This window comes from Vibrio sp. C8 (assembly GCF_054051265.1).
In genome coordinates this window covers 387,902-408,070 of the sequence record NZ_JBPAOE010000022.1, presented here as the reverse complement: position 1 = coordinate 408,070, position 20,169 = coordinate 387,902, and the positions used below count along the sequence as shown (strand labels likewise).

General features: G+C 42.4%; 15 protein-coding genes. 10 read left to right on the top strand and 5 right to left on the bottom strand.

The genetic code is table 11. The features are described 5' to 3' along the window. Positions 1-12: 12 nt before the first annotated feature. Positions 13-2,043 carry a tRNA(Met) cytidine acetyltransferase TmcA gene (locus ACRQQK_RS13140; RefSeq protein WP_457512065.1) on the bottom strand — a complete coding sequence of 677 codons (2,031 nt, stop codon included), beginning with the start codon at positions 2,041-2,043 and terminating at the stop codon, positions 13-15. A 220-nt stretch (positions 2,044-2,263) separates the two neighbouring features. Here ACRQQK_RS13140 and ACRQQK_RS13135 point away from each other — a divergent pair, with 220 nt between their 5' ends. Beyond that, the gene (locus tag ACRQQK_RS13135) at positions 2,264-3,295 is read left to right on the top strand and encodes an ABC transporter substrate-binding protein (protein WP_457512063.1); all 1,032 of its coding nucleotides are present in this window, start codon (positions 2,264-2,266) and stop codon (positions 3,293-3,295) included. A 51-nt stretch (positions 3,296-3,346) separates the two neighbouring features. On the opposite strand, the gene ACRQQK_RS13130 is transcribed toward ACRQQK_RS13135, so the two are convergent. Continuing rightward, the gene (locus tag ACRQQK_RS13130) at positions 3,347-4,318 is read right to left on the bottom strand and encodes a ParB/RepB/Spo0J family partition protein (RefSeq protein WP_457512061.1); all 972 of its coding nucleotides are present in this window, start codon (positions 4,316-4,318) and stop codon (positions 3,347-3,349) included. 7 nt (positions 4,319-4,325) lie between these two features. Next, positions 4,326-5,543 (bottom strand): AAA family ATPase, encoded by a 1,218-nt coding sequence (locus tag ACRQQK_RS13125; protein WP_042479538.1) that lies wholly within the window; start codon positions 5,541-5,543, stop codon positions 4,326-4,328. Positions 5,544-6,797: 1,254 nt separating this feature from the next. Here ACRQQK_RS13125 and ACRQQK_RS13120 point away from each other — a divergent pair. From ACRQQK_RS13120 to ACRQQK_RS13100, 5 genes are all read left to right on the top strand, one after another. Beyond that, a complete protein-coding gene (locus ACRQQK_RS13120; RefSeq protein WP_457512059.1) occupies positions 6,798-8,774 on the top strand; it encodes a replication initiator protein RctB domain-containing protein in 1,977 nt (658 codons plus the stop codon). 623 nt (positions 8,775-9,397) lie between these two features. Beyond that, entirely contained in the window at positions 9,398-9,595 is a 198-nt protein-coding gene (locus ACRQQK_RS13115) for a PA3496 family putative envelope integrity protein (RefSeq protein ID WP_042479543.1), read from the top strand. A gap of 204 nt (positions 9,596-9,799) precedes the next feature. After that, a complete protein-coding gene (locus ACRQQK_RS13110; protein WP_042479545.1) occupies positions 9,800-10,009 on the top strand; it encodes a DUF3283 family protein in 210 nt (69 codons plus the stop codon). A 72-nt stretch (positions 10,010-10,081) separates the two neighbouring features. Next, positions 10,082-10,801 carry a YebC/PmpR family DNA-binding transcriptional regulator gene (locus tag ACRQQK_RS13105; protein WP_457512056.1) on the top strand — a complete coding sequence of 240 codons (720 nt, stop codon included), beginning with the start codon at positions 10,082-10,084 and terminating at the stop codon, positions 10,799-10,801. 166 nt (positions 10,802-10,967) lie between these two features. Further along, complete coding sequence (locus tag ACRQQK_RS13100) at positions 10,968-11,843, top strand: NAD(P)-dependent oxidoreductase (RefSeq protein ID WP_457512054.1); 876 nt, start codon at positions 10,968-10,970, stop codon at positions 11,841-11,843. Positions 11,844-11,958: 115 nt separating this feature from the next. Here ACRQQK_RS13100 and ACRQQK_RS13095 read toward each other — a convergent pair whose 3' ends face one another. Beyond that, positions 11,959-13,845 (bottom strand): methyl-accepting chemotaxis protein, encoded by a 1,887-nt coding sequence (locus ACRQQK_RS13095; RefSeq protein ID WP_457512052.1) that lies wholly within the window; start codon positions 13,843-13,845, stop codon positions 11,959-11,961. Positions 13,846-13,990: 145 nt separating this feature from the next. After that, on the bottom strand, positions 13,991-15,652 hold the full coding sequence (locus tag ACRQQK_RS13090) for a methyl-accepting chemotaxis protein (protein WP_457512050.1): 1,662 nt from the start codon (positions 15,650-15,652) through the stop codon (positions 13,991-13,993). Positions 15,653-16,308: 656 nt separating this feature from the next. Here ACRQQK_RS13090 and cyoA point away from each other — a divergent pair. From cyoA to cyoD, 4 genes are read left to right on the top strand one after another with little or no spacing between them, the layout of a single operon-like run. Further along, entirely contained in the window at positions 16,309-17,223 is a 915-nt protein-coding gene (gene cyoA, locus ACRQQK_RS13085) for a ubiquinol oxidase subunit II (protein ID WP_042479557.1), read from the top strand. Between the two features lie 6 nt (positions 17,224-17,229). Further along, a complete protein-coding gene (gene cyoB, locus ACRQQK_RS13080) occupies positions 17,230-19,266 on the top strand; it encodes a cytochrome o ubiquinol oxidase subunit I (RefSeq protein WP_457512047.1) in 2,037 nt (678 codons plus the stop codon). Beyond that, positions 19,256-19,849, top strand: a complete 594-nt coding sequence (gene cyoC / locus ACRQQK_RS13075) for a cytochrome o ubiquinol oxidase subunit III (protein ID WP_457512045.1) — start codon at positions 19,256-19,258, stop codon at positions 19,847-19,849. Before cyoB ends, cyoC begins: the two co-directional genes overlap by 11 nt. Beyond that, positions 19,849-20,163 carry a cytochrome o ubiquinol oxidase subunit IV gene (gene cyoD, locus ACRQQK_RS13070; RefSeq protein WP_457512043.1) on the top strand — a complete coding sequence of 105 codons (315 nt, stop codon included), beginning with the start codon at positions 19,849-19,851 and terminating at the stop codon, positions 20,161-20,163. Before cyoC ends, cyoD begins: the two co-directional genes overlap by 1 nt. Positions 20,164-20,169: the final 6 nt, after the last annotated feature.

Genomic DNA, 20,169 nt, shown 5'->3' with positions numbered 1-20,169 from the left:
CAACACTTAAGACTACCGTCCCAGTTTACACTGTAAATCTTCGATTAGAATAAGTAACTCTTTTCTGATATTCGCTTCAACTTGCTTTCTTCCTGTTAATTGATGACGCTCAGCACATTCCATCCAAGATAATCGCTGAACAACTTTCGATATAAGCAGATCCGAAAGAGCATTTACTTGTACCTCTCCTATCGACAAAGCGAATGACCGTAACCAAACCGCGACACTTTCATAATTTGAGCCACCAAGCGCATAATCGTGAACAAGAGCGATTGGCGGTAGAGTATAGGGATATAGGTTTTCGCTTAGTAACTTTTTAACTAAATCAGGCTCCATCGACTGGAGCGAATCAGATAACTCAAAATCGAAATGCTGTGCGTGCCTCTGCTTAGCCAGATCTAGCCAATGGATGTTTTTTCCTTTCACCATAAGAACAGAGTAACAACCACTTGCTTGATCTCGCTGTGACCCAACTTTGATGGTTTGAAAACCGCATTTTCGCCAGAAATTCACAAGTGCAGAGGAGGCACCGAAACTCGTCGAAAGGTAATCACTGACACTTTGCAAAGCAAAGTGTTTTACCAACTCAGAACCAATATTTTGATTCTGCACATCAGGGTGAACCGCAATACGCATAATTCGTTGACTGCTTTGAACCGCCGCTTCAGCTATACCAAGTTGGTTAGCAATAGTGACCGGAGACAAGTGTCCTTTAGGTCTTCTTTTCCCAAGTTGGATATCTTCAATCAAAGCTTTGTCCAATGCCCCCTCTTCCACAGATAGAATGCATCCCATCAAAACATTCTTTTCCGTTGCAGTGTACACAGACATTTTTTCATCACCCAATAAATGAAATAAATCATTCGGTGACGTCTGATAATGAGCATTAACTAGCAAGCTAAAAATACTATGGAGTAATGAAGGATTATCTAAAAGGCTCTTCTGTGTGACATGACTAAATTGAAGATTTTCAATGTTAACCGCATCACTGATAGGTTGGAATTCAAAATCGAGTAAAAAGCTCGTTCGATGCCATGCTTCCAGCGGATCGCCTTGGCTCCAACGGATTGGTTGAGTCATGTTTTGTAGCTTCATTTCTGGGCGAACATCCTTTAGCCACGACTGAAACTTTAAAGAGAAGCCTCGCCCACAACCTTCGTATCCATGAATAGTTGATGAAAATGCAGCACGATGATAACGGTTCACCATCTCTTCCAACATTGGTAAAGGTAAAGCAGCGGCTTCATCAACCAAGAGCAAATCACAATCAGCTCCATTTCTTAATAACTCGTCTGGTGCAATAAAACGTAGACTAGAACGCTCGTATTCAACCAATCCTTTCTGACCAGATGAGCCCACCAACAATTTCTGTGCAAAATGAAAAACAGGGCTTACAGAGGCAAGAGTTGGAGCGGTAACCACTATAGAAATATTGCGTTCTGACATCAGCTTTGCAGCTGCCATACCTAACGCACTGCTTTTACCTCGGCCTCGGTCTGCAGTCAAAATCAGTGGGCGTTTTCTATGCCCTGTAACCACTTTGACGATGTTGTCTACCGCTAGCTGCTGCTGAGAATAATCAATACTATGCTCTTCAGCAGAAACTGAGGGTAGGGAAGGTTGAATGTCCGGAGACATAACAATCAAATTGTCTAAAGCTTTTTTTAGCCATACGTCAGCATAGTTTGCAGAAAAAGAGTTTGCACCTAACACAAGCAAGATTCCGCCACCGATAAGCGTACCTAATGCAGCGCTAAAACTGTTTGCATCCCATCCTTTGGATAAATCACAAATAAGAAGATCGCACTCTTGCCCCAACAATTGTTGGCCTTTATTAAACGGAACATACCGCACACCTTCAAAAGCATCACCACCAACTTGGAAAGCGGTATTGTTATTTGAATCTTTCAGCCAATGTTGAATCAACGACTGATTCCATTCTTGCGCTCCTTGCAAAAGCACACCAAAGCGATATTGGTGCTTGAGAGCAAGCTGACGTAATGACAATAAATAAGGTACAAATTGAGTGGTTTCAGAAGACATAACTTTACGCAATCAGTGAAAGTAATCGTATGGTAACACAGCCCAATAATAGACAATAAGCTCTGTTCAGGCATGTATATAACGCCTTGTTGGCTCTAACTATTTAAGGTCAAAAAAATTTTCCCTGACGATAAATTATATTTGCTTTATTGAGCTAACAATTTGCCTAATTATTCCTTTGAACCCCAGTATGGTACTGGCTGTCAGGACTAGATTATTAATGAAGACTTTCATCAAAGGATTGGTATTAGCTGCAACAATTGGATCTGCTCAAGTAAGTGCAGAGATGCAGACGCTAAACGTTTATGCGTGGGGCGGCTATCTGCCTGAAGCTTCGCTCAAAAAATTTGAAGAGCAAGAAGGCGTAACAGTTAACTACTCAACATTTGAGAACAATGAGTCAATGTATACCAAACTCAAGCTTCTTAAAGGTACAGGGTATGACGTTGTTTTCGCATCGGCTTATTTTATTGAGAAGATGGGCCGTGAAGGCTTGCTTGCAGAACTAGATCATAACCAAATTCCAAATATGAAAGATGCTCTGCCAGCGCTACTGGGTCAAGCTCATGATCCAGAGAACAAATACTCTCTACCATATATTTTCGGTGTAACAGGTATGAGCTACAACTCAGCGGTGATTCCTGAAGGAGTGACTCGTTGGACTGACTTGTGGGATAAAAAGTACGCTCAACAAGTGATGCTGATTGACGATATTCGCGACGTGTTTGGTATGGCGCTAAAACTGAACGGTTACAGTATCAATACCAAGAACGAAAAAGAGATCGAAAAAGCGTATCAGTCTCTTGTTGAACTTAAAGATAACGTTCTACTGTACAACTCAGATGCACCCCACGTTCCTTACGTGTCTGGTGAAGCCTCTGTAGGTATGCAATGGAACGGTAACGCATATCAAGGCCAAGCGGATATGCCAGAACTTAAATTTGTGTTCCCTAAAGAGGGCTCTGTATTGTGGATGGATAACTTCACTATCCCGTCAGGAAGTGAACACAAAGCGTTGGCGCACAAGTTTATTAACTTCATGTATCAAGCAGATAACCAAGCTGAAATCGTTAACAGCTTAGGCTACGCTTCGGCAACAACGACTGGCCGTGCACTGCTACCGGATGAGCTAAGAAATAACACCACTATCTTCCCAACGGACGAAGATATCGCGAACGGTGAATTCATTAACGACGTAGGTCCAGAAGCACTAGCGATTTACGAGAAATACTGGCAGCGTCTAAGAAACTAATCCTGTTTTTAACATACATAAAAAAATCCCGCGAAATTCGCGGGATTTTTATTAGTCGATTTTACTTTCTAAAAACTCGAGAATATCCGTCATCAAAGCATCATCAATTTTCTTCAGGTTCAAGGTCAAGTTATTGCCTTTACGAGCATAACTCACTCGCCCCTTTATCAAATCGACATTGTTGCTGACAGCACGTTTAGGTGGAACCAAATCGTGAATCCACTCTTCTAAAGTTTCGGTCACTTCTTTTGTGATTCGAGCAACACCTTGTGACTGACAACGCTGCCAAACAAAACCTTCTTCTTCGTGGCACTTGTTTAACAATGCAGAACGTTGCTTGTCGTTTAGCTCATTAAATTGCTTATGCAGTTTAACAATAGTGGGGCGTCCCAGTTCAACCACATTAGGGTAAGCTTGCAATAACTCTAGAGGTAACGCCGCTGCTTTAAGAGCGCCGCTCACAAGAGCTTCACTACATTGGAACATCTTTGCCAGTGCTTTTTGGTCTTCAGCTTCACCACTATCCAGCTTAGCTTGCATCTCTTTACCCTTCTCATACAGAGAAAGCGGCTTATGAGCATTCGCTACATCAGACAAAAACTTCGCATGTTCCGCATTAATGTCATCCGCAACGTAAACAAGGAACTCTTTTTCAGCCAAAATACACGACATACGACGACGGCTACCATCAAGAACTTCAATGGTTCCATCAGCCATTCGGCGACCAACAGCAGGATATTGCTGCCCACGCTCGCGTAACGTGCTTAGAATGTCAGACAGTGCGTGCTCATTTAAAAAGCTTTGCTCACGAGCATTTGCTGCGAATACTTGGGTTTTAGCTTCGACCTCTACAGCCGGAATCCGCGTCAGTTCAAACGTTACCATTTGTTCACCAGCAACGGCTAACTCAATAACTTGCGCCTGATCTTTTGCTGCTGACTGAGCTTCCTTGGGCGTAGTTGCACGGCGCTTATCAACTTTACCAAACAATTTTGCATTCAGATCAGATGTCTTAATTGCCATAACTTACTTACCCCTGATTTAATGAAGTCCAGTGACTGTGAAGAACACGCTCAAGCTCTAACGCGCTTTTCTGAACAGAATCTTGCGCGGTTGCTAAGGTTTTCTTACCGCCTTCAAAATCGCTCACAGTCAAATCAAATACAGTGCTATAGGTATCTGCACACGTTTCAAACGCACGGCTACGTGGAATTGTCGCCATCATTACTTGGTCACCCAACAGATAGTTCATTTCCGTTAACACCGAAACCTGCTTCTTGTTGTCATCTTCAAACATGGTCGGCATTAAACGAACGAATTCCAAGCCCTTCCAGTCATCAGGGAACATCTCATAGACTGTTGGCAAGTGTTGGAAGAAGTTAACCGTTGAAGCCCAGTCTAAACGTTTAGCTGCACATGGAATAAGCAGGGCGTTTGAGGCATACATAGCGTTCCATACAAGGGGGTCAACGTGTGGACCGGTATCAATCATGATGACATCGAAATCATCGCCAATTTTATCAATCAGTTTATCTTTCAGTAGACGAACGATATCAAGCGATTGATTTTGAGATAGATATTGCCAAGCTTCCGCGTTGAACATCGCATCTTCTGGAAATGCCGAAATAGTCTTCAAGTTCGGATATTGGGTTGGAAGCAATACGTTCTTATGCAAGAACTCTTTATCCACTTCGACTTCTTCTGGAACGTTGTCCAGCATGACATCCACTGCAGAGTAGATATTGCTGTGCTCAGTCACGCTAATCTGTGGATTCAAGAACAAACGCAGTGAGCCTTGTGGATCCAAGTCAATCAGACAGATACGGTAACGTTTATCCAAATTCAAAGCCAAACAAGCAGCTAAATGAACTGCTGTCATTGATTTACCCGTACCACCTTTTTGGTTTTGTACGTTGATAATCCAAGGTTTGTTTTCTGAGTTCTTCTTACGTTCATGGAATTTCGGCACACCCGCCGCATCCATTAACATATGAGCTTCAGACAAAGAAATGGAGTAGTGGTTAGCATTGTTCTTGGTGAACTGGTGGCCAGCTTCCTCCATTTTCGCAATCGCTTCATCCAGCTTACGTCGAGTTAAACCTGAGCGAGTCTCCATCAAAGCTTTTGACATCGGTGGAAAATGCTCATCACGACGTTCTTCTAAAACAATCTCAATACGGTCAGACTGCACCTGTTGTGTTTGTTCGGCGAGCTTGTAGAGATTATCGATTGTTTGTTCTCTTTTCATAGCCAATTTCCGTTATTAGTTTCTTGCAAAAGATTGTACAGCATTGAGCTTAATTTACAATAAAAAGGTGAACAATCACTTTTAGATGAAAATCACATTAAATTGACAAAATAGTATCATTTAAATGAATGAGCTATGAAATGGTCAAAAATAAGTCTGATTACAACATTTATTTACTCGAACAAAGTTAGGTAAACCATTTAAGATTTAAAATATTACAGTGTCACTTATTTACAATGTAAACCGGAGATTAACTTTAAAACTTATTTAGATTCTCTCGGAACGATTAAAGACACCGAATAAATTACGGTAGGTGTAAATTCAACTGGAAGATTATCTATCGAAGTGATTTGACCAAGAAAATAAGCTGCGAATTGGGCACCTTACTTAATAATATATTTATCAAAAATAAATTAGGAAGCATGATCAAGGCATCAATGATGATCATAGTTCCGAAGATAACAGACACAATAGGAACGATGATCAAGGATTCTGGTTGGTGATTTTCTTCAACGAACATATTTGATCTGAAGATCCATTTTCGGATCAATGATCAAGAGATATACATCGTTCGGAAGCATGAAAAAAATCGACCAAACTACGGTACATGTCAGTTGTAGTAGGGGATTTAGTCAATTTCGATGGTCCAGGTATACTATTCATTGCAAATTAGAACGACAAAGGTCGAATATGAAATATTCCATGATCATGCTTTCGATAAGTCCTTGTGAATACAGCTTGTACACCGAATGTCCTTTGAATATGCATTTCTATTTTATACGATTAAAATTTGTTCAATAAGTAACTTCTATTTGAAATCCTTGATCATGCGTCCGAAGTAATTTCGACTAAAACCATGCAGTAAAATGATTGAACAAAAAAATATGAATTGGAATTGTGGATAACTTGTGTACCCACCATGATCATGCTTTGAGGTTTGCTTTGATCATTCATTCGAAATCATCATGATCATCGTTCTAAATAATATTGATCATGCTTTCAAAGAGTTAATGATCATGGTTTCGGGAACTCTATGATCATGCTTCTGAAGGTGAAAATTATATCTATTTAAAATACAGTCAGTTACAAGCAAATTGCCTCTCAGATCATATGATCACTCTAATCACTATTAATCATTATAATCAAAAAGATCAGTTATTTAAGAACAACAACTTTTTCTTTATTTATGATCTTTTTTTCTTTATTCTTTTGGAACTATAGCAATATTACGGTTAGTGTGGGATAGATCTAATAATGGCATCAGAAGAAAAAATACTGATCAAAGCACCAAGAAGCCACAAAGATGGACATCTTTTTGCCGTTTCTGAATCTGCGATCGATTGGATAGAGCAGTATCAACATTTTAAAGGTGTAACGAAAAGTATTATCGAACTGCTTAATCTTATCTCACTTCGTGGCTTTAGCAGTAAAGATGGATTGGTTTCAACAACAGAATTGATAGATGCAACAGATGGTCAGCTGACACGAGCAGCTATCCAGCAAAGACTGCGTGCTGCTGTAAGTATTGGTCTGTTTCAACAAATCCCTGTGCGATTTGAGGAAGGCCTAGCCGGTAAGACGATGCTTCACCGTTTTATCAATCCAAACCAGCTTATTTCTGTATTGGGTTCCACAAGTTTAGTGACTGAATCTGTTAAACAATCAGAAAAGCAAAAACGTTCTAAAGCGCTGGCTCAAACACAGGTCAATAAACGACTGCTGAATGAACACGGTCTCAATACGCCACCAGCGATGAAAGATGAAACTGAGCAGTTCGTTGTTTCACCAACAAACTGGGCCGGAATCATTGATCAAGCGTTGGCACCACCGAGAACACGAAAAAGCTACCAAAAATCAATGGTTTCTATTTCTGGCACCCGAGCGGTAATTGAAACTCGTTCATCAAAGAACATCATGACAGTCGATGATCTTATGACGTTGTTCGCTTTGTTTACACTCACGGTGCAATACCATGATCATCACCATGAAGATTATCAACTCAATGCTAGTCACGTACCGAACAAAACACCGCTCTACATCACAGATATTCTTTCACTAAGAGGGAAGAAGGACAGTGGACCTGCTCGAGACTCTATTCGTGACAGTATTGATCGTATTGAATTCACCGACTTTCAACTGCATGAGTTAACAGGACGATGGCTGAGCGAGAATATGCCTGAAGGCTTTAAGAGTGATCGGTTCCGTTTCTTAGCGAGAACGATCACCGCTTCAGAAGAAGCGCCAACAGAGGGAAGTGATGGTGAAATCAGGATCAAACCAAATCTGTATATTCTGGTTTGGGAACCTTCATTTTTCGAAGAATTAATGACTCGTGATTACTTCTTCCTGTTTCCACCTGAAATTCTGAAGCAACATACACTGGTCTTCCAGATGTACTCGTACTTCAGAAGCCGTATGTCTCGCAGACATACCGATGTAATGATGTTAAGTGAACTTAATCAGAAGCTTGCGCGTAATATCGAATGGCGTAGATTCTCGATGGATTTGATCAGAGAGCTGAAACGTCTCTCTGATGGCAAAGGCAATGAAGATCTGTTTGTCGTTAACCTGTGGGGTTACCATCTGACGATCACTACTTCAATTGATAAAGGTAAGGTTGTCGATTACCAAGTAGACATCAAATGCGATGTTGAAGAAGTTTTACGATATTCACGAGCGAAAATGACGAATGCCGGTAAACGTAATATGGCGCCAACATTACCCAACCCGCTTCGCCATGAAATGGTATCGAAGCAGAAATTGGCTGAGCTCTCAGAGATCATTGATGGTGAATTTGAGCCTATCCAACGTAAATCGCCTTCTCCAAGGGGCAAATTGGGGCGTCGAGTAAAACAACGTAAGCACTTGGTTGAAATCAATGCTGATGAGATCACCATTACGTTATCTAAGTACACCTCATCAGAAGCTCTAGAACGCAGTATAAGCGCGTTAGCGGCAATGACTGGACATGCACCTTCATCAATCAGAGAAGAGTGCTTAGAGTTGATTGACAAGCTAGATTGGCTACGAGTAGATGATCAAGTCATCCCTTATGAGACTTTGAGTAAGATGATTGAGCTGTATAACACCCAGAATGAGAACAAGCATCTTTCGATCGAGCGTTTGATCTCTGGTTTAGCGGTAAGACGAAAAGTTTGTAAGCAAGTTTTTGACGGACATCTGGATGAATCTGTGTTCAGAGCACTTGATGAAGTGGCTATTGGGATTTAACTCAACAAATGAACAGACTTTGAACATAACGCTGACATATGTCTGACATTATGCCTGCGCTTGTTGGCTAAAGTTAACCCGAATAGACAACCTTTTGCCCTATCTGATGAATTTAAAGATTGGCTCATATTGTTACATTCATTCTGAATACTTTTTATCGAGTTCTCCCCAAGGACTCGATTTTTTTTTGCCTAAAATTTGGGCTGATCGACAAATCTTCCATGATCATGCTTTCGTAATTCTCTTCTATCCCTTGATCATTTTTCCGAGCTGTTGAGCTTAAGTAAAAATATAGACTGATATTCCAAATTAGAAACGGCTTCAAAAGCTAGAATAAATGATAAGCAACAATTGAACATTTTTTGATAGGGGATAAATGGCGTATGTCGAGAAGTGACGGGGCTTAGGAGAGAGAAAATTTGAGCTGGATCAGGTTGAATTTTTCGCAGTGAATTCTCTAAATGTACTGCCAGATTTCAGCTTCTACAAAATATAATTGAGATATTTATAAATTAGATTTCTGAATTATCGTCTGAATCACATTCTTGCTCAAATGTACTTAACACTGATTTGGTCCTTTGCTACAGATTACATGTCCTTGCATGGTTTGTTCGGAGGTTACAATGTCCATTAATTCTATTAACCATGATGAAATCACTGGCATCACAGAAAAGTGGGACTTCAAAGAAGAAGTTGATACTCAGATTCCAGTAAGCAAACAAAAATCAGCGGAAGCTCGTCGTCGCATTGAAGCATTAAGAGAGATCCGTGAAAGTGGCTTGTCTATTGAAGAAGCAAAGGAACTGGGACTCCTTCATTAAGATACTCACTTGCTAGGTTTACAAGGGTGGCTGTGGCCACCCTTTCTATTTTGTGGGTACTCAGCCCAATACAAAATTTTCACATAACTCGATTTTTTGCACGCTTAGCAACTAAAGTCATAGAATCCGATATTTTTGACTCTTAATTTTTGCTATTCCTATGCTATATTTCGCCCCATGTTTTTATCGACTGTGGGTTTACTAATGTCTTTCAACCTTGCTCTGCTTGATGCAAATGAGAAAAACAAAATAGAACTGGATAAACAGGCTTCTTTTTTGATTTGGAAAATGAAGCAGGCAAAAGGCGGACCGGAAGAGATTACTAAGCATCTAACCACTCTGACATCTGAACAAGATAAAGAATGGTTTCAACAGTCGGTGGACAAATACAAAAGGGTTATGGGCGTCATGTAATGCCCACCTAAGCAGAAACCTCACTTTCTGCTTGAATCCGTCGCATTAAATTGAACTAGAGAGAACATCCCGATGGGAAGAAGTTTCGAAGTGCGCAAAGCCTCTATGGCGAAAACTCAAGGCGCAAAAATTAAAGTTTACTCAAAATACGGTAAAGAGATTTACGTTTGTGCAAAGAACGGTGGTATCGACCCAGACATGAACTTGTCTCTACGCCACCTAATCAGCAAAGCGAAAAGAGACCAAGTACCTGCTCACGTTATTGATAAAGCGTTAGACAAAGCAAGTGGCGGCGGCGGTGAAGATTATCAACCAGCTCGTTACGAAGGTTTTGGTCCTGGCGGTGTGAGCGTGATTGTTGACTGTCTAACAGATAACGGCAACCGTACCTTCCAAGATGTACGTCAATGCTTCGTTAAGACTGGCGCTAAAATCGGTACTCCTGGTGTTGTTGCACACATGTTCGATCACCAAGCGGTATTCCAGTTCAAAGGCGATGATGAAGAAGCGGTACTAGAAGCATTGATGATGGAAGATGCTGACGTAACGGATATCGAGCTTGAAGACGGCGTAATCACTGTATTTGCACCAAACACAGAGTTCTTCAAAGTGAAAACGGCATTGAATGCTGCATTCCCAGACCTAACTCTTGATGTTGAAGAGATCACTTTTGTTCCTCAGAACCAAAGCCCAATCTCAGGTGAAGACGCAGAGAAGTTCCAGAAGTTCCTAGATCTACTAGACGACTGTGACGATGTTCAGCAGGTTTACCACAACGCTGAAATCCAATAATGAAAAACCGAGCTTAGGCTCGGTTTTTTGCTCTTGAACTTGAATCGTGTAAGTCAGTCAGTTTATAAGAATCAACCTAGTCAGTACATTAGAATTAAGGCGAATCCCCATCGATGGAATGGCCGCACTCCACTGGCTAAAAAGCTCAATTCTTAAGGATATTTAAATGAAAGTCAGTTTTATTGGTTTAGGTGTTATGGGCTATCCCATGGCTGGTCACTTAGTCAAAGCAGGATTTGACGTTACCGTTTTTAACCGCACAGAAGCAAAAGCGAAAGCTTGGGCGGAGCAACATGGTGGCGCTTATCGCTCAACAGTAGCTGAGTGCGTGAAAGAGGCGGATGTGGTTTTGCTTTGTGTTGGAAATGATGACGACGTTCGTAGTATGACCACCAGCGAAACAGGCGCATTGGCATCTATGAAATCAGGATCTGTGCTGGTTGACCATACGACAACATCTGCAATCCTTGCTGAAGAGCTCTCAGAAGCCGCTCAGGCTGTTGGTGTACGCTTCGTAGACGCACCAGTGTCTGGTGGTCAAGCTGGCGCTGAGAATGGCGTTCTGACGATTATGTGCGGTGGTGAACAAGAGGTCTTCGATTATCTTCAGCCTATATTTAATGCGTATGGCCGCTCTTCTATTCTGATGGGCAAAGTAGGGCAGGGACAACGCGCTAAAATGGTTAACCAGATTTGCATTGCTGGCGCGCTGACTGGTATTTCTGAAGGTCTGATTCTGGCTGAAAAAGCTGGCCTTGATATTGAAACTCTCGTCGCGTGTTTGAAAAACGGTGCGGCAGGATCTTGGCAAATGGAAAACCGAGCTGTAACCATGTCGCAGAATAAATTCGATTTCGGTTTTGCTATCGATTGGATGATCAAAGATCTTGGTTTCTGTCTCGACGAAGCTGAGCGTCAAGGTATTACGTTGCCAATGACTCAAAAAACAATTGAGTCATATAAATCGCTGTCTGAACAAGGTGATGGTCGAATGGATACCTCCATTTTGATCAAAGCGATTAAGAAAGAATCTGAACACTAATTTTCTTACCACATTGAGTGTTGATGCCTCGCTTCGTCGAAGACGGTGTTAAAGAACAAATGAAAAGCCGCGCCTCAGAAATGGGCGCGGCTTTTGTTTATCACACTAACGCTTATTAACTGAGTTTAAATGTCGCCACTTTCGCTCTAAGTTCATCGGCTTGGTGTCTCAGTTCATTGGATTGGCTTAAGCTCTCTTCTGACCCGACAACAAGCTGATCTGTTACATCTTTGATTGACGTAACATTTTGCGTGATTTCACTGGTAACATGGGTCTGCTCTTCCGCTGCTGTTGCGATTTGAGTCGCCATATCACTAATGAGCGCAACGGCAGTTTTGATATCTTCCAGTGCTACCGTTGCCTTATCTGCATCTTCTACTGAATCTCTAGCGAGTTCAGAGCTGCTTTCCATTAAGTTTACCGCTTGTTTGGTGGTATCTTGCAAAGTCTCGATAGTTGCTTTGATTTCTTCCGTTGATGTGTGAGTTCGTTGTGATAAAACACGAACTTCGTCAGCTACCACAGCAAATCCGCGACCTTGTTCACCAGCGCGAGCCGCTTCAATTGCAGCGTTAAGAGCCAGTAAGTTGGTTTGCTCAGCAATACCTTGAATCGTTGCGAGGACAGTTGATATTTCAAGAGCATGCTTATTGAGCGCTGAAATTACCGTGCTTGCTTCACTCACCGAATTTGCCAGACTATTAATTGAACCTTTGGTTTGAATCACTAAATCATGACCATTATTTGTGCTAATGGCTGAATCTTGTGCTGCTTGAGCGGTTTGCTCGGCATGGGAAGCTATTTCCTGTGTCGCCGACGCCATCTCTGTGACTGCTGTTGCCACCATTACCACTTCCTGATGCTGATGATTCAGTTCAGACGCAGATTGATTCGCTCGATGTGCGCCGTGCTCTGACTGTTCGGACAGGTGCTGCGCCTGTAGGCGAATATGTTCGATTAACTGTCTCAAGCTTTCAACGAAGGTGTTGAAGTTGTTTGCTAATGTTCCAACTTCGTCATTATTTTCAACTTCAATACGTTGAGTTAAATCGCCGCTACCATTGGCGATTTGTGCCAGCGCGTTTGAAACGTTATTCAATGGACGGAATAGAACGTTACACAATAGGTTGAACAATACGGTACAGAGAATTACGACAATAGCTGTTACAAGTAACTGACCCAAAATAGCGTCATACAAAGGTGCCACCAGCGATTCATAATTAATCACTGTTACCGTAGTCAAACGGGTGTTGTTTATGTTTCTCGCGTAAAGTACATAGCTTTCACCTGCCACCGAAATCGTCAGATCGGTTTGGCTGGAAACCGCTTTTTTAATGTCAGCGAAGTCGATGCCTAATTCAGAGACATTTTTATTCAATAGTTTAGTATCAGTGTGTGTAAATATGTTGCCTTGCTCGTTGGCAATGAACATATAACCTTCACCTGGCAAAATTACCTGTTTAATGTTGTTGATGATATCCGTGATTTCTACATCTGCTCCCAATACAACTTGTTGACCATGCAAGTTTAACGCTTTACCGAGCGAAACTACGTTGGCACCTGTTGCCGCTGCAACAGTTGGGTTATCCATAAACACTTTGGCAGGATTGGCTTTGGCATTGATGTACCAACCCCATTTTCGAGGGTCGTCATTGCCTGGCGGCAGTTTTACACCGTTGGCATTTCTCTGAGAGCCATCTGGATATGCCAAGAATACATTGTCAAAACCTGCAGAATCACGAACTTGTTTTAAATGAGTAACAATGTCTTCTTTTTTCGCTTCTTCTGACAGTGCTGTCAAAGCTCGCTCTTTTGAGATAAGCCAGTCGTTAACGTACTGGTTATAAGAGGTCGTCGTACTTTGTAGGCGTTGTTCCACTTCTATATCGAGTCGCTCTAGAGCTGCATTATAGGATAATGCTTCTACCAATACGCCACCGAGGATGATGGCGATACTGGCAGAGATTGCCAGTTTGTTTTTCAAAGACAGATTTTTAAACATAGACAGGCCTTTATGATGTTTGTGCATTCATTAGAAATTTGTGTTTTTGTCGGAGTACAGGCGACAAATGAACGTCGATAATTAAAACCGTCGCTCATTTCCCTTTTTTTAGTTATTCAAAGTCGTTGTTTACAGTGTAAATTACTCACACCTTAAATCTAGCTACCAGATCGTACAGCTCATGTGCTCGTTCATTCAGGCTTTGGCTACCATGTCGGTTTTCGTTTGCCAGACTCGCAGATTCACTACTTTGATCGGAGATAACAACAATACGTTGTGAGATTTCTTGACCAACGATGCTTTGCTCTTCTGTTGCGGTTGCTATTAAAGAGTTCATATCCATAATCGTGCTGATGGATTGCTGAATTTTCTCCAGAGCTTTAGCTGCTGCATTGGCTTCATTCACAGCCGCTTCACTTCTGCTTTGACTTGAGTCCATAGCATGCACCGCAGCATCTGAAGCGGTTTTTAGCTGATTGATAACCGCATGTATTTCACCCGTACTTTGTTGAGTTCTGCTGGCTAGCTTACGCACTTCATCGGCAACAACCGCAAAGCCTCGACCTTGATCTCCCGCTCTTGCCGCTTCTATTGCAGCATTGAGTGCCAGCAAATTGGTTTGTTCCGCAATGTCCTGAATAACTTCTAGAGACACTGAAATGTTTTTCACATCGCCTTCAAGCTTAGAAATAACATTGCTCGCTTGCGAGACTTCCTCCGCTAATGCCTGTACCGATTGCGCCGCTGAATCTACTATCTCGTGCGCCGATATTGCATTGTCATCAGCATCTTTAGCTGATTGTGCGGCTTGGATGGCATTGTTTGAAATTTCGTTTGCGGTAGTGGTCATTTCTGTCATTGCGGTGGCAACTTGTTCAGTTTCTCCGCTCTGATTAGTGGCTAAGTTGTCGACCTGAGCTGCGCGCTCTGTCATCAGATTTGTTTCATCAACCACTTGTCTGCCTACTTGATTTACTCGTTTAATGATTTCTTGCAGGCTGCTAACGAAAGCGTTGAAGTTGGTACTTAGAGAGGCGAATTCTGGTACGGTAAACATCTCCATTCGCGCGGTGAGATCGGCATCCCCACTGGCAAACGAGCGAATCGAAGCATCAAATAATTCGATCGGGCGCATTATGGTGCGATTGAAGAACAGAGTAAATACACCGACAACAAGTATTATAACGACTGTTACCGTAGCTAAGCTCCATAAGCTTTGCATAAGTTCATCATTTGCCCGTTTATCCATAGTTGCAATTTCAGCATCGATATCATCGGTGTAAAAGCCTGTGCCTATCATTAGGTCCCATTGCGGGATGTAAACGGAGTAGCTCAATTTTGGTAACGGCGTGGATTCTCCCGGTTTTGGGAAGTAGTAAGTGGTGAAATCACCGGTTTTAGAGTTGCGAATGAGATCCTGAACCAGGTAGTTCCCTTGAGCATCCTGCAGTGTCCAGAAGTTCTCACCGATGCCAGCGCTGCTTTTGCCAAGCAGCAGTCGAGTCCCTTTTGAATCATAACCAAACAGATACCCGTTTTGACCGAATTGAACTTCTTTAAGGATTTCCAACGCCTGTTCCAAAGAAGCGTTGCTTTTCTTTAATGGGATTAAAGCTGAGTCGGCGATTTGTAAGTAGGACTTCAGCTCCGTTTGTTTCATCGCCATCATAGCGTTACTTGTCGATTCCATTTGGTGTTTATTCAAACTGGTCGATTGAGTAAAACTCACAAACATCATACTGGCAGCAATCAGTAAAAGTGGAACAATAGACAGAATATAAAGTCTAGTTCGAATGGTTATATTCATGGTCACATCCTTTTTAGTCAAAGACCATAACAACTGGCTTTTTTAGTTGTTAATGTTGTTATCAATAAGATTAGTTCAGAAGTTGTATAAACTCTGTACTGGAAGATGAAAGCTTGAGGGAATTCACTTGCATTCTTGCTTGAGGTCTTGAAGTTTTTGCAACTACAACGAGGAGTTACATTCCTAGCGCTACTCGTATAACGGTCCCAAGCAAAAAATCGACGGTGTCAATACATAGATAAAAATTAAAAAAAATAGCGGGTAATTTATCTGTTCAATAGGACAGTTTATTGATTTAGATCAACAAATACTTTGTCTCAGCATTACAACAAGTTAAGGTTATTAACCTTTGTTTGTAAGTGGTTAATTTTGAAGGGGAATTTCATTTTTGGAAGGTTAGATTTCATTTTGCTGCACTTTGAATGCCGTTTCTATGTAAGCATAATGCGCCGGATGTAACCAAATGTTTCCTTTTGTAACTTTTAAGTTGATGAGTTTTTGATAGGTGTGAATGATTTTTCAAAGATTTGTCTGGGTTAAAGATACAGAAGTGCTTTTGTTACACGCTCAACACAATAAAACTCATATAAATTCATACGGATTCTTAAAGTGCCAACTTTTGCTAAGGAATTCCGTAAACATAATCGAGAAAGTCAATGGAAGCCTCAAGATATAAAAGCATCTTGTCGCGAGTGGGATTGTTTTGTGCAATTTTGCTCCTGTCTGGATGTCAGTCTGCTTTGCTGGATCCCAAGGGCCTAGTAGGAGTGCGCGAGAAAGAGTTGATCATTACCTCTCTTCTCTTGATGTTGATTGTTGTTATCCCTGTGATTTTAATGACAATTTACTTCGCCTATAAGTACCGTGCTAGCAATACCGAAGTTGAATATGCTCCTGAGTGGTCTCACTCAACTAAGATCGAGTTGGTTGTTTGGACGATTCCAATCATCATCATTGCGATTTTGGCTGTGATTACTTGGCGTTCAACTCACGAGCTAGAACCGTCTGTGCCGCTGAAAAGTGATATCAAACCCGTCACGATTGAAGTGGTTTCACTGGATTGGAAATGGTTGTTTATCTACCCAGAACAAAAAATCGCTACGGTTAACTACGTTGCCTTCCCTAAAGATGTTCCTGTGACGTTCAAAATTACGTCTGACAACATCATGAACTCTTTCTTCATTCCTCGTTTAGGCAGTCAAATTTACGCTATGCCCGGCATGGTGACACGTCTACACCTGATTGCGAACCATGAGGGAGAGTACAAAGGTATATCGTCGAGTTATAGCGGCGAAGGCTTTTCACACATGAAATTTGTCGCCAATGCACTACCTGACGAGCAAAGCTTTGAAGAGTGGGTTAGTGAAGTGAAAAAGCAGCCATCCATGCTACACGCTTTCAGTGATTACCAAGCGCTTGCAGAGCCAAGTGAAAACGTTCCGGTGACTTACTACTCTCACATACCACAAGACCTATTCGAGTCGGTTGTTATGCAACACATGGGTTCACTCAATATGAGTGAAGGAGAGACACAACACAGTCATATGGACATGGCAGAACATAAAGGGTAACAGACGATGTTTGGAAGACTTACTTTAGACTCCATTCCATACCATGAGCCAATTATCATGATCACGCTTGCTGTGATTGCGATCGTTGGCCTTGCTGTTGTTACGACTATTACTCGCATGGGTAAATGGCAGTATCTTTGGAATGAGTGGTTTACATCGGTAGACCATAAAAAGCTTGGCTTTATGTATATTGCTGTAGCAATGATCATGTTACTTCGTGGTTTTGCAGATGCAGTGATGATGCGTAGCCAACAGCTACTTTCATCAGCGGGTGAAGCAGGTTATCTGCCTCAGCACCACTATGATCAAATCTTTACCGCGCATGGCGTGATCATGATTTTCTTTGTGGCGATGCCACTCGTCATTGGTTTGATGAACATTATTGTGCCACTGCAAATTGGTGCTCGCGATGTTGCGTATCCGTTCTTGAACAACCTCAGTTTTTGGTTGTTTGTTGTGGGTATTATCCTGACCAATATGTCTCTGGCTGTGGGTGAGTTTGGTCGTACTGGTTGGCTTGCGTATCCACCGCTTTCTGGTATCGATGCCAGTCCGGGGGTAGGGGTCGATTACTGGATTTGGGCGCTGCAAATCTCGGGTGTCGGTACTACGTTATCAGGCGTGAACTTTTTTGCGACCATTCTACGTATGCGTACACCAAGCATGCCATTGATGAAGATGCCTGTCTTCACATGGGCATCGTTATGTTCGAATATCCTAATCATTATTTCGTTCCCAATTTTAACTGTGACCATCGCGCTGCTAACGCTTGATCGTTACTTGGGGATGCACTTCTTCACCAATGACATGGGTGGCAACATGATGATGTATGTCAACCTGATTTGGGCATGGGGTCACCCAGAGGTTTACATCCTTGTATTACCTGTATTCGGTGTGTTCTCTGAAGTGACGGCAACCTTCTCTCGTAAGAAATTGTTTGGCTACACGTCACTGGTATGGGCAACGATCGTTATTACCATTCTTGCTTTCATTGTGTGGTTGCATCACTTCTTTACTATGGGTGGTGGAGCGAACGTAAACGCCTTCTTTGGTATCGCAACTATGATCATCTCAATTCCAACAGGGGTTAAGATTTTCAACTGGTTGTTCACCATGTACAAAGGCCGTATTACTTTCACCACGCCAATGATGTGGACCGTTGGCTTCCTGATTTCATTCTCGATTGGTGGTATGACTGGCGTACTGATGGCGGTTCCGGGCGCTGACTTTGTTCTGCATAACTCAGTATTCCTAATTGCGCATTTCCACAACGTCATCATCGGTGGTGTGGTATTCGGCTGTTTTGCGGCAATTACGTACTGGTTCCCGAAAGCGACAGGATTCATGCTTGATGAAACATGGGGCAAACGTGCTTACTGGTGTTGGATTACAGGTTTTATCCTAGCATTCCTGCCACTTTACGCTCTGGGCTTTATGGGGATGACTCGTCGTATCAGCCAAAATCTCGATCCTGAATTCTTCCCGCTACTTGCAGTGGCAGCATTCGGTACGGCGATTATCGCGCTAGGCGTACTGTGTCAGTTCATTCAGATCTACGTAAGTGTTCGTGACCGTCACTTGAACCCTGATGTTACTGGTGACCCTTGGGATGGCCGTACCTTGGAGTGGGCGACTTCTTCTCCACCTCCGTTCTACAACTTTGCTGTGATTCCAAAAGGCAACGAGTTAGATGCTTTCTGGTACCAGAAAGAGCGTGGCGAACACGACATCACTAAAGAAGTGGAATATCAACCAATCCATATGCCAAAGAATACGGCAACAGGTATGTATATCTCTGCCTTTGCTCTGATTTTCGGTTTCGCAATGATTTGGTACATCTGGTGGTTGGCTGCTGTTGGTTTCATCGGTGTTGTCGTAACGGCTATCAAGCATAGCTTCAATGAAGACATCGACTACTATGTGCAACCTGATGAGATCAAAGCGATTGAGGAAGCGCACCGTAAACGTGTTCTAGAAGCGAGAGGTCAAGTACCGGCTCAGAACGAAGACGACAGCGATATGGAGGTGACTTATGCACGCTAATACCCATGATGCACATGATCACCACGATACCGGTGGTCTGAAACTGTTTGGTTTCTGGATTTACCTGATGAGCGACTGCGTGTTGTTTGCGAGCTTGTTCGCAACGTACGCAGTACTTGCTAACGCGACCGCTGGTGGCCCAGATGCGAAAGAGCTGTTTGAACTGCCATTCGTATTTGTAGAAACCATGATGCTGCTGTTCAGTAGTATCACTTTCGGTTTCGGCATGATTGCAATGAAGCGCAAAGACATTGCGGCTCTTAAACGTTGGTTAGCGATTACTTTCGTTCTTGGTGCTGGTTTTATTGCGATGGAATTATATGAGTTCCACCATTTGATCGCGGAAGGCGCAAGCCCTCAACGTAGTGCGTTCCTATCTGCGTTCTTCACGCTAGTTGGTACACACGGTCTACACGTGAGCTTTGGTTTGATCTGGTTGGCAGTGTGCTACTGGCAGCTATCAACCAAAGGCTTGAACGACGTGATGGAAACTCGCTTTAACTGCTTGAGCTTGTTCTGGCACTTCCTCGATATCGTTTGGATCTGTGTATTTACCATCGTTTACCTAGTGGGGGTTATGTAATGAGCAACCAACATTTAGATAGCGCGAAGAGCGACTACGTAAAAGGTTTTATTGCGTCACTTATACTGACCATTATTCCGTTCTACTTTGTTGCGACTCAAAGTCTGCCAAAAGACATCACATACGCAATCTTATTTGGTTGTGCGGTGATTCAGGTGATTGTTCATTTCATCTACTTCCTGCATATGGAAATTAAGACGGATGAAGGCAAGTGGAACTTTGTTTCACTGATGTTCACTGCGTTGGTTGTCTTGATACTGATTGCGGGTTCTATCTGGATCATGTGGAACCTTAACGTCAACATGTCGATGTAGGTTGAA

Coding starts and splice junctions, on each gene's coding strand:
- ACRQQK_RS13135 (WP_457512063.1), top strand. CDS start 2,264: ATGAAGACTTTCATCAAAGGATTGGTATTAGCTGCAACAATTGGATCT.
- ACRQQK_RS13110 (WP_042479545.1), top strand. CDS start 9,800: ATGTCTTTCAACCTTGCTCTGCTTGATGCAAATGAGAAAAACAAAATA.
- cyoB (WP_457512047.1), top strand. CDS start 17,230: ATGTTTGGAAGACTTACTTTAGACTCCATTCCATACCATGAGCCAATT.
- ACRQQK_RS13140 (WP_457512065.1), bottom strand. CDS start 2,043: ATGTCTTCTGAAACCACTCAATTTGTACCTTATTTATTGTCATTACGT.
- cyoD (WP_457512043.1), top strand. CDS start 19,849: ATGAGCAACCAACATTTAGATAGCGCGAAGAGCGACTACGTAAAAGGT.
- ACRQQK_RS13090 (WP_457512050.1), bottom strand. CDS start 15,652: ATGAATATAACCATTCGAACTAGACTTTATATTCTGTCTATTGTTCCA.
- ACRQQK_RS13100 (WP_457512054.1), top strand. CDS start 10,968: ATGAAAGTCAGTTTTATTGGTTTAGGTGTTATGGGCTATCCCATGGCT.
- ACRQQK_RS13095 (WP_457512052.1), bottom strand. CDS start 13,845: ATGTTTAAAAATCTGTCTTTGAAAAACAAACTGGCAATCTCTGCCAGT.
- ACRQQK_RS13120 (WP_457512059.1), top strand. CDS start 6,798: ATGGCATCAGAAGAAAAAATACTGATCAAAGCACCAAGAAGCCACAAA.
- ACRQQK_RS13130 (WP_457512061.1), bottom strand. CDS start 4,318: ATGGCAATTAAGACATCTGATCTGAATGCAAAATTGTTTGGTAAAGTT.
- cyoA (WP_042479557.1), top strand. CDS start 16,309: ATGGAAGCCTCAAGATATAAAAGCATCTTGTCGCGAGTGGGATTGTTT.
- ACRQQK_RS13125 (WP_042479538.1), bottom strand. CDS start 5,543: ATGAAAAGAGAACAAACAATCGATAATCTCTACAAGCTCGCCGAACAA.
- ACRQQK_RS13115 (WP_042479543.1), top strand. CDS start 9,398: ATGTCCATTAATTCTATTAACCATGATGAAATCACTGGCATCACAGAA.
- ACRQQK_RS13105 (WP_457512056.1), top strand. CDS start 10,082: ATGGGAAGAAGTTTCGAAGTGCGCAAAGCCTCTATGGCGAAAACTCAA.
- cyoC (WP_457512045.1), top strand. CDS start 19,256: ATGCACGCTAATACCCATGATGCACATGATCACCACGATACCGGTGGT.